This is a genomic window from Parasphingorhabdus sp., assembly GCF_041748495.1.
Classification (GTDB): domain Bacteria; phylum Pseudomonadota; class Alphaproteobacteria; order Sphingomonadales; family Sphingomonadaceae; genus Parasphingorhabdus.
Map to the genome: position 1 here is coordinate 1 of NZ_JBGTDD010000048.1, position 8015 is coordinate 8015.

Annotated in this window: 13 protein-coding genes; 6 read left to right on the forward strand and 7 right to left on the reverse strand. The window is 58.5% G+C overall.

The features are described 5' to 3' along the window. The first annotated feature begins 199 nt into the window (after nucleotides 1–199). Nucleotides 200–787 carry a hypothetical protein gene (locus ACEW8J_RS03750; protein WP_373490296.1) on the forward strand — a complete coding sequence of 196 codons (588 nt, stop codon included), beginning with the start codon at nucleotides 200–202 and terminating at the stop codon, nucleotides 785–787. A 259-nt stretch (nucleotides 788–1046) separates the two neighbouring features. Here the strand turns inward: ACEW8J_RS03750 and ACEW8J_RS03755 are convergent, their stop codons facing one another. Then, entirely contained in the window at nucleotides 1047–1217 is a 171-nt protein-coding gene (locus tag ACEW8J_RS03755; RefSeq protein ID WP_373490297.1) for a CsbD family protein, read from the reverse strand. 378 nt (nucleotides 1218–1595) lie between these two features. Between ACEW8J_RS03755 and ACEW8J_RS03760 the strand changes: the two genes are divergently transcribed. Then, entirely contained in the window at nucleotides 1596–3185 is a 1590-nt protein-coding gene (locus tag ACEW8J_RS03760) for an ATP-binding protein (protein ID WP_373490298.1), read from the forward strand. Between the two features lie 193 nt (nucleotides 3186–3378). Here ACEW8J_RS03760 and ACEW8J_RS03765 read toward each other — a convergent pair whose 3' ends face one another. Next, nucleotides 3379–3594 carry a GFA family protein gene (locus tag ACEW8J_RS03765; RefSeq protein WP_373490299.1) on the reverse strand — a complete coding sequence of 72 codons (216 nt, stop codon included), beginning with the start codon at nucleotides 3592–3594 and terminating at the stop codon, nucleotides 3379–3381. Nucleotides 3595–3734: 140 nt separating this feature from the next. Here ACEW8J_RS03765 and ACEW8J_RS03770 point away from each other — a divergent pair, with 140 nt between their 5' ends. Both ACEW8J_RS03770 and ACEW8J_RS03775 read left to right on the forward strand, forming a co-directional pair. Further along, nucleotides 3735–3968, forward strand: a complete 234-nt coding sequence (locus tag ACEW8J_RS03770; protein WP_373490300.1) for a DUF4160 domain-containing protein — start codon at nucleotides 3735–3737, stop codon at nucleotides 3966–3968. After that, complete coding sequence (locus ACEW8J_RS03775; RefSeq protein WP_373490301.1) at nucleotides 3952–4212, forward strand: DUF2442 domain-containing protein; 261 nt, start codon at nucleotides 3952–3954, stop codon at nucleotides 4210–4212. The genes ACEW8J_RS03770 and ACEW8J_RS03775 overlap by 17 nt, the downstream gene beginning before the upstream one ends. Before the next feature lie 57 nt (nucleotides 4213–4269). On the opposite strand, the gene ACEW8J_RS03780 is transcribed toward ACEW8J_RS03775, so the two are convergent. The 4 genes from ACEW8J_RS03780 to ACEW8J_RS03795 all read right to left on the reverse strand — a co-directional run bounded on the left by ACEW8J_RS03780 (nucleotide 4270) and on the right by ACEW8J_RS03795 (nucleotide 6372). Then, nucleotides 4270–5265, reverse strand: coding sequence for an ImmA/IrrE family metallo-endopeptidase (locus tag ACEW8J_RS03780; protein WP_373490302.1), 996 nt, complete (start codon nucleotides 5263–5265; stop codon nucleotides 4270–4272). Then, a complete protein-coding gene (locus ACEW8J_RS03785) occupies nucleotides 5234–5578 on the reverse strand; it encodes a hypothetical protein (RefSeq protein WP_373490303.1) in 345 nt (114 codons plus the stop codon). Before ACEW8J_RS03785 ends, ACEW8J_RS03780 begins: the two co-directional genes overlap by 32 nt. Further along, nucleotides 5571–5810: a colicin E3/pyocin S6 family cytotoxin gene (locus tag ACEW8J_RS03790; RefSeq protein ID WP_373490304.1), complete on the reverse strand. Its 240-nt coding sequence runs from the start codon at nucleotides 5808–5810 to the stop codon at nucleotides 5571–5573. Before ACEW8J_RS03790 ends, ACEW8J_RS03785 begins: the two co-directional genes overlap by 8 nt. A 130-nt stretch (nucleotides 5811–5940) precedes the next feature. After that, nucleotides 5941–6372, reverse strand: a complete 432-nt coding sequence (locus ACEW8J_RS03795; protein ID WP_373490305.1) for an ester cyclase — start codon at nucleotides 6370–6372, stop codon at nucleotides 5941–5943. A gap of 295 nt (nucleotides 6373–6667) precedes the next feature. Here ACEW8J_RS03795 and ACEW8J_RS03800 point away from each other — a divergent pair, with 295 nt between their 5' ends. Together ACEW8J_RS03800 and ACEW8J_RS03805 are read left to right on the forward strand one after the other, a co-directional pair. Continuing rightward, on the forward strand, nucleotides 6668–7147 hold the full coding sequence (locus ACEW8J_RS03800; protein ID WP_373490306.1) for a hypothetical protein: 480 nt from the start codon (nucleotides 6668–6670) through the stop codon (nucleotides 7145–7147). 114 nt (nucleotides 7148–7261) lie between these two features. Then, the gene (locus tag ACEW8J_RS03805; protein WP_373490307.1) at nucleotides 7262–7768 is read left to right on the forward strand and encodes a GNAT family N-acetyltransferase; all 507 of its coding nucleotides are present in this window, start codon (nucleotides 7262–7264) and stop codon (nucleotides 7766–7768) included. A 29-nt stretch (nucleotides 7769–7797) separates the two neighbouring features. On the opposite strand, the gene ACEW8J_RS03810 is transcribed toward ACEW8J_RS03805, so the two are convergent. After that, nucleotides 7798–8015 (reverse strand): cupin domain-containing protein (locus ACEW8J_RS03810; protein WP_373490308.1); only part of this gene is annotated, 218 nt, incomplete at its 5' end.

An 8015-nucleotide genomic window follows, 5' to 3' on the forward strand; every position in this document is an offset into this window, starting at 1 on the left:
CTCGCCGGCCAGCGCTTCGTCCTCACCAGCCGCCCGCAGCCGGGCTGCTCGGACGGCATGTCCGACAAGAGCTACCCGCTCGCGGTCCGCCTGACCGTCGCCGGCGAACAACGCCGCGGCTGCGCCGAGCCTCTGTGAGGGCAGGGAAGCGGATGACGAGTGTGTCCCGCAACCTTTTCCCCAGCCAGGAGTCCTCTCCATGATGAAACAATTTCTCGCCCTCGCGCCGCTCGCGCTGCTGGCCGCCTGCAATTCCCAGCCCACCGCCGATCCTGCGGCGGATGATGGCGCCAATGCCGTCACACCCGCTCCGCCGCAGGAGAATCAAATCCCGCCCGCACCCGAGCCCACGCAGCCGGCCCATATCCTCTCCTTGCAAGGCCTCGGCGATCTGCGCATCGGCGAGGCCGTACCCGCCACCAGCGACTGGCAAGTGCGCGGCGCGCAGGTGTCCGATACCTGCTTGGTGCTGTCCTCGTCCGACTATCCCGGCGCTTATGCGATCGTCGAGCAGGACAAGGTCCGCCGCATCTCGATCGGCCAGCGCTCGTCGGTCAAACTGGCCGAGGGCATCGGCACCGGCGCCAGCGAAGCCGAGGTCGCGGAATATTTTCCCTTTCCCGCCACGCCGCATAAATATGTCGACGCGCCCGGCAAATATCTGACCGCCCCCAATGCCGCCAGCGGCGATCCCGCGCTGCGCTTTGAAATCGGCAGCGACGGCAAGGTCAGCCAGATCCATGTCGGCACGATGCCGGTGCTCGGCTATGTCGAGGCCTGCTCCTAGTCTTCAGAGCTTCCGCTCACCGCCAGCCGATCGATTCCCGTTCGCCCTGGGCCTGTCGAAGGGCAGGCGTCGCTCAAATAAAGGCATTTTGTCCCACCGTGCTTCGACAAGTTCAGCACGAACGGACCGGGTGCCGCCATGCCGTCCTAACCACCGCCAACCCCCAACAAAAAAGCCGCCCCGCAAGGGACGGCTTTTCCGTTGGCACTGCCGCAGGGGGGGGGGGGGCGGGCGGGCAGCGCCGGGAACGCAGGGAGTTCTAGATGTCGTCGCCGAGAGCGCCCTTGATCTTGCCCTTGAGCTGCTGGCCCTTGCCTTTGGTTTCCTGGCCCTTGCCTTCGGCGCGGGTTTCGGGATCATTGCTCTTCTGCTTGGCCTTGCCAACGGCTTCGTTCACATTGCCTTTTACTTTGTCTACCAGTTCGCCCATTTGAAAACTCCTTTGATTGAGCCGGATTGCCGGCTCGTGGGGGATGCAGGCGACAGCGCCTGTACAATATCAATGCACAAACCCCCGACGGGTTCCCGGGGTGGCGGCAGATTGGCGCTAAAAAATAACGGACTGGCGCTGGGACCTGACCCGGTTCCAGCCGCACCGCCACGATCACCGCGAACAGCTCTGCCCGGTCCGTCTCGTCATCCTGTATATTGCCGCCCGCGCGCCGCCGGCCCGGGTAGCATATTTGCAATGAATCCCACCTTTCGTTAGGGTTGAGCCGACGCTCTCCCCCAGTGTGACCGGGTCAGATATTGGAAGAGGCGCCTGTTTTTCTGACCCTCGACCGTTGGGAGTTGCAAAGATATGACCATGGCAGATGATTCGCAGGCATCCGGCGGTGCACGGGCCGAAGAGTTTCGCAAGGAACTGGGCCCTCTGGCCGTGGCGGTCGAGACCGCGCTGATGCCAAAGATTTTCACCGATGGCACGGCGCCGGATCACCCGGTCATCTTTGCCAATGATGCCTTTTTGCGACTGACCGGCAGCACCCGCGAGGAAATCCTCGACAAGCCACTCAGCCAGTTTCTGGTCGATGGCCCCGGCCCCGATATCCTGTCATCGCTCGACAAGATGATGACCCATGGCGGCTGCGCGATCTGGAAAATGCGCCGCCACCGTCTCAATGACGATCCTGATGGCAAACGCCAGTTTCTCGCCGCCGTCCAGATCAGCCCGGTCCGTAACGGGGATGACGTCATTTGCCAGAATTATCTCTCCTTTGTCGAACTGGGCGACCATGATGACCGGATATCTGAATTCGCCGGCCAGATCGACCAGAGCCAGACCAGCCAGATGCGCGAGATGTATGATTCCGCACCCGGATTCATCGCCGTCACCGCGGGGCCAGAGCACCGCTTCACCTTTGTCAATGAATCCTACAAGCGCTTTGTCCGGAAGGACGATATCGAGGGACGGACCGTCGCCGAGGTGCTTCCCGAAGTCGTGGATCAGGGTTTTATCGATCTGCTCGACCAGGTCTATCGCAGCGGCGAGCCTTATGTCGGCGAAGGCATGGGGATCGGCATATTCAGCCCGACCAGCGGCAAGGTCGAAATCCGCTATCGCGACTTTGTCTACCAGCCGATCCGCGATGCCGACAACAAGGTCATCGGCCTGTTTTGCGAAGGCTATGACGTCACCGAACAGCGAGAGACGGCCGAAAGACTGTCCGCTCTCCAGACCGAAATGATCTTCGTCTCGCGGGTCAATGCAATGGGCACGATGGCCGCCACCCTTGCGCACGAACTCAATCAACCGATAAGCGCGATTGCCAACTATACCGCCGGCATGATGCGCCTGATCGAGCCCTCGGACAAGAACGCCGACCGCCTGACCCAGGCCGTCGAGGGGATAGAGCAAGCATCGCAAAATGCCGCGGAAATCATCCAGAGCCTGCGGGAAATGACCAAGAAGCGCGTACCCGTCCGCGCGCCCTTCAACCTGAAATCGGCGATCGACGAGTGCGTTCGCCTGGTCAACGCCGCGGTCCCGCCCCAGGTGAATATTGTCGATGACGTCCCCGGCGATCTGACGATGACCGCCGACCGGGTGCAGATCCAGCAGGTGATCATCAATCTTCTGCGCAATGGCTGTGATGCGGTGCTGGAATCCGAACGGCAGATCGTCTCGATCGAGGCAAAGGATCAGGGCACCGAGCTGCTGGTCAGCGTCAGCGATACCGGACCCGGACTGTCGGCCGATACGGAAAGCGGCATTTTTACCTGGTCAACATCGGCCAAGGAAAGCGGCATGGGGCTGGGCCTGTCGATTTGCCGCACTATCGTCGAAGCGCACAGCGGGCTGATCGCGCTGGCAGAGAGCAGCCCGCAGGGATCGACCTTCTGCTTCTCGATCCCCCAGTCAGACCAGCCGGGCGCAGCGCGGCCCCGCCCGAACTAGACAATCAACCCGACCGCCGAACGCACGGCAAAACCGAAAAAGCCCCTCCCCTTCAGGGGAGGGGTTGGGGAGGGGGATGTCTTGTGAGTGGCTTTGCGGGAAGGTGAAGACTGTGCCAGAGAATGGCATGGGACTTGCCGGTTGTCGTAACCGTCTGACAAGTTCGCCCTAGTCTGGTGCCATCAGTGCGCTGTCACCTTAGTTCCGACGAGCTATAGACGGTCATCGTCTTCGCCCCCTCGATCACCACATCGCTCCCGCAATCAATCTCGACAAACGGCCCGCCACCCCAGCGGCGGCAGGCCCGGCAATGGCAGGCATCGACATGGCTGGCGGCTTGCCTTGCGGTGATGGTGATGGCGCCGCAGAGGCAGTGGCCTTGGCGGTGGGTTGTTTGGGTGGTGGTCATGGGAGGTCCTCTTGATGTGGTGGGCGGGAGGAGCGTATCAAAAGGCGATTGCTTTTGCATGAGGTAATATTAGGATACTGGACGTGTCCGCAGCAGCTCCGGCAAAAGCAGACACCAAGGTCGAACCTGTGGAGTAAACCATGCCGACCATATTACGGATCAGGGGTTATCGGTTCTATTTTTATAGTCACGAACCCAACGAACCACCGCATATTCATGTGGATAAAGACAGCCACTCGCTAAAGGCATGGCTGGACCCAGTTTCGCTGGCCCGCAATATCGGCTTCCGTCCGCGCGAGATTAATGGCATATTGAAGCTGGTCGAGGAAAACCGTATGGCGCTTTTGGAGGCATGGCATGAATATTTCAGCTAAAATCACCGACGAACGCGTTGCTGACGTGCGATGCAGCGATGACAGCCTGATCGTCGATCTGATGGATGGCAGAACAATCTCTGTCCCGCTGGCTTGGTATCCACGCCTGCACAGCGCGACGGCGGATCAACGCAGCCACTGGAAAATCGCTGGCGGCGGCTATGGCATCCATTGGCCCGATATCGACGAGGATTTGAGCACCGAAGGCCTGCTCAGGGGCGCGCCTGCGCCGAAGGTGGCCTGAATTTAATTTGATTCATGAACTGTCACTGTAGCCGTAACTGCAAATTTAATTTCACTCTCAATCACCTTGGTGGTGTTCGCTCCGCTCGTAAATACGAGCCAAAACGTAATCAGTGAAAAGAGAGTTAGACAGGGCAGTAGACAGCCAAGGATCATAATCATTTCGATTCTCAAGCGCTTTTTGGATCGCCCAATACATCGGCTCAACCGCCGATCCTTTAGAGTGATGACGCACTGCACCCCCGACGATTGCGTTCACTCGCTGCTTGACCTTGTGCTTCTTGTCGATGGGGAAATCTGAAACAATTGTTTCCAAAATATCACGCCATTCACCGGAGGGTCTTGCAGGGATTTCGAGCTCTTCCCTCTCTTTCCACCAATAATATCGCGTTTGACCCAACGCTAGTATTCTCGGATCATGATGGGTTGGCATCGAAATATTTGATATAACATCACCCCTATTAGGTAGTCTAGTTGTCGTTCCCGAGGTTTTTCCTGACCATTCGATCAAGTCATCTCTGACTGCACTGACCACAAAGCCTGCAGGCCCCAGTTGAATGACCCTCAGCGCTGCCGCTTGAGCGGAGACTTTCGCGATATCGTAGACCGCACGCATTGCATTCTGCATATGCTCAGCGCGTTCGATCAATGAAATTGTCCAAGTTTGCGGCATCAATAATTCAGCAGCGAACCGATCTGCTTCTCGTTCCAATTCTACATAGTAGGATACTTCCGAAGATTCCTGGATATCCATTTCGTCGACAATAGAGCCCGTGTGCCAAGGGATGACGATGTGCCCGATTTCATGGGCAAGCGTAAAGTTACGGCGGCGCGATCTAAGGCTTTTACTGATCCAAATCTTGGGTCGACCGTGCCGACCTTTTACGTCCAAGCAAAGACCGTCGATTTCAAGAGGGAAATTTTTTTCTTCAAGATCGGCTAACGACTTCGCAACTTTTTCAATATCAAAGGGGATCGAAAGGCCTCTAAGCATCGAAAAACGCTGAGCGAAGCGTTCCTCTTTAGTAACGGGAGTTTCCTTTAAGCTGCGCATTGATCCAGTTCTGGAGATATGCAATTTCTGAAGCCTTATTTGAACGAGCAGCAAGTTTCATGCTTGATTGAATGTTGTCATTAACGGCCTCTTCGAGGCTAATATTTCTTCGCCTAGCACTAGCGATATCAAAAATGCTATCCGGGTTATTAGCCCAGAGCGAGTACTCTGCCCAACTCATACCAAGGAATTCGTGCAACTCGATCGATCCATCGGTCATGTCATGCCAAGTGTCTATGAAATCGTCGATTTCATCAGCAAGGTAGAGGCCATCCATTAGGCCGACCATAAAATTTGGCATGTTTTCAGACATCAATATGCCTCCCGTTAACTGGGCCTTTGACGATAACGCCGGTCAAAGCGTTGGCTGCACCAAGGTGCCTGCCTCTCTTATTGAATACTTCAATTTCACCGTGAAGGGAATCCCAAGTGTAAATCCGCTTTCCATCTCGACTTCGCCACCGTTTTTCACCATTAAAGGCACCCAAGTTTTCACAATGGTCCAGAAAAGATGGTCTAGGGACTGGTATGGCCATGACGTACATAAATCGCAATTTTTTGGTTGGATAGCAATAGCTTGTAATTATGGCTAATTAGTTGGAGAATATGTTGATAATAGACTCTTGGGAGAAATCTTTATCACATCTATTAATCTTGCAATTCAGCCGACAGCCCTCAAAACCCCAACTCCTTAGCAATCAACCCCTCGCTAAAATAAGCCCGCTCGCAAACAATCCGGTCCGTCCCCGGTGCAAATTCAAAGCTCGCCGCCATCCGCACCCGAAAGGCCTTGCCGGTCGGCTCCACCACCGTCCCGCCGATGGCCAACGGTCCCAGATGGGTACCGGTCAGCCAGAATTCGACCAGCACCACATGCTCGCCGGCCGCGCCGATCGCGATCACTTCATTGGCCTGGTCGGGAAAGGGCGTGCGCGACTGCGCAAAATAGGCGCGCACCGCTTCCTCGCCGTCAAACACCGTGCCATTGCCATAGAGTTCGTAGCGCGGATGTTCGAACGTATCGATCACCGCATCCCATTCATGGGTAATCTCCAGCGCCATATGATCGCGCACGATCCGCAGCCGTTGCTGTTCCAGATCACTCATCCCGTCTCTCCCGTTTTGCTGGCAGGATATTTGCGCAGCCGAGAGGAGAATGCAATCGGCTTTGCCCGCGCGCTATCGTCATCCTGACCCAACCCTCGCCATGCTGAACCAACCCTCGTCATCCTCAACCAACCCTCGTCATCCTGAACTCGTTTCAGGATCCCGTTCGTCAGATAACCGACGGCGGCGGCTGCCGCGAGAGGTCCTGAAACAAGTTCAGGATGACGAAGTGCGGGCGACCATCTCGTAAAAAAACCCTTTCCTACACCCGCCCGAATATGGCTTACTCCCCGCCATGGACCCGCACCGCCCCGACCCCCGCAGCCGCGCGGTCCAGGACCGCCGGATTTCCCGCATCCCCGATTTCAGCCCGGTGCCGCTGTGCGCCCGCGCCGATGGCTGGACGCCGCTCAGGCAGGCCGAGTTCCTAGGCTATCTCGCCGAAACCCGCTGTATCAAGACCGCGGCGGAGCGGGTCGGGATGAGCCGGGAGAGCGCCTACCGGCTGCGCCGCAAGCCGGGGGCAGAGGAATTTGTTGCCGCCTGGGACGTGATATTGGGTGTGGCAAGTTCGCTGCCGGCAAAGGTCACACTGGACGGGCTGTTCCGGCGCATCCGGCTCGACCGATACCGCCCGATGCTGCGCGGCGGGAAATATTTCGGCACCATCAGAAAACCCGACAATCGCGCCGTTCTGAAGGCGCTGGCCCGGCTCGACCGGATCGTGCCACCGGAGCATGTCGGGGGCAAGGGGCCGGAAGGTGACGGAAAATAAAATGGTGCTTCGGTGTAAACTTCCAGGTCATGTGTCGTCATTGCGAGAAGCGCAGCGACGCGGCAATCCACTGCGGCACACGACAGCCCATCGAAAAATGGAAAATATCAACCCATGACCCTGATCATTCGCCCCGAACATCCCGCCGATCACGCCGCGATCCGCGCCGTCACCCAGCGGGCCTTCGCACCCATGGCTTATGCGGGCGGCAACGAGCAGCACCTGATCGACCGCTTCCGCGAGGCCGGAGCGCTGGCCCTGTCGCTGGTGGCGGAACGGGACGGCGTGGTCCGGGGGCAGGCGACCTTTACCAAAGCCTTCGCCGCGGATGGATCTGCTGGCTGGTATGCGCTTGGCCCGATCGCCGTGGAACCAGACCTGCAGAAACAGCAGATCGGCAGCCAGCTGATCGAGGCCGGCATCGCGGACCTGCGTGCGCGCGATGCGGCGGGCTGTGTGCTGGTCGGCGATCCCGCTTATTACCGCCGCTTTGGCTTCAAGCCCTTTCCCGACCTCTGCCCCGATGGCGAGCCCGCAGAATATTTCCGGATATTGCCGCTGCGGGTGAAGGCACCGCAAGCGGTGGTCAGCTTTCACCCGTTGTTCCAAGGTGCGGCCTGAAAATGGCCCGGGTCAGATATCAACGGCGGTCAGCCGCCGGGCGCCCATCCTTCCGCCGCCAGCTCGAAACCGGAAAATTCGAACGCCGGCGACACGACGCAGCTGACCAGTGCCCAGCCCCGGTCGGCGTGCGCCGCCTGCCAGTGACCGGCCGGGATCAATTGTTGCGGCACCTCGCCGGCAAGGATGTCGGGGCCAAGCCGGGTCTCGGCGACCGGTCCGGCATCGCTGGCGGCGCTGCGCAGCG

Coding starts and splice junctions, on each gene's coding strand:
- ACEW8J_RS03750 (WP_373490296.1), top strand. CDS start 200: ATGATGAAACAATTTCTCGCCCTCGCGCCGCTCGCGCTGCTGGCCGCC.
- ACEW8J_RS03755 (WP_373490297.1), bottom strand. CDS start 1,217: ATGGGCGAACTGGTAGACAAAGTAAAAGGCAATGTGAACGAAGCCGTT.
- ACEW8J_RS03760 (WP_373490298.1), top strand. CDS start 1,596: ATGGCAGATGATTCGCAGGCATCCGGCGGTGCACGGGCCGAAGAGTTT.
- ACEW8J_RS03765 (WP_373490299.1), bottom strand. CDS start 3,594: ATGACCACCACCCAAACAACCCACCGCCAAGGCCACTGCCTCTGCGGC.
- ACEW8J_RS03770 (WP_373490300.1), top strand. CDS start 3,735: ATGCCGACCATATTACGGATCAGGGGTTATCGGTTCTATTTTTATAGT.
- ACEW8J_RS03775 (WP_373490301.1), top strand. CDS start 3,952: ATGAATATTTCAGCTAAAATCACCGACGAACGCGTTGCTGACGTGCGA.
- ACEW8J_RS03780 (WP_373490302.1), bottom strand. CDS start 5,265: ATGCGCAGCTTAAAGGAAACTCCCGTTACTAAAGAGGAACGCTTCGCT.
- ACEW8J_RS03785 (WP_373490303.1), bottom strand. CDS start 5,578: ATGTCTGAAAACATGCCAAATTTTATGGTCGGCCTAATGGATGGCCTC.
- ACEW8J_RS03790 (WP_373490304.1), bottom strand. CDS start 5,810: ATGTACGTCATGGCCATACCAGTCCCTAGACCATCTTTTCTGGACCAT.
- ACEW8J_RS03795 (WP_373490305.1), bottom strand. CDS start 6,372: ATGAGTGATCTGGAACAGCAACGGCTGCGGATCGTGCGCGATCATATG.
- ACEW8J_RS03800 (WP_373490306.1), top strand. CDS start 6,668: ATGGACCCGCACCGCCCCGACCCCCGCAGCCGCGCGGTCCAGGACCGC.
- ACEW8J_RS03805 (WP_373490307.1), top strand. CDS start 7,262: ATGACCCTGATCATTCGCCCCGAACATCCCGCCGATCACGCCGCGATC.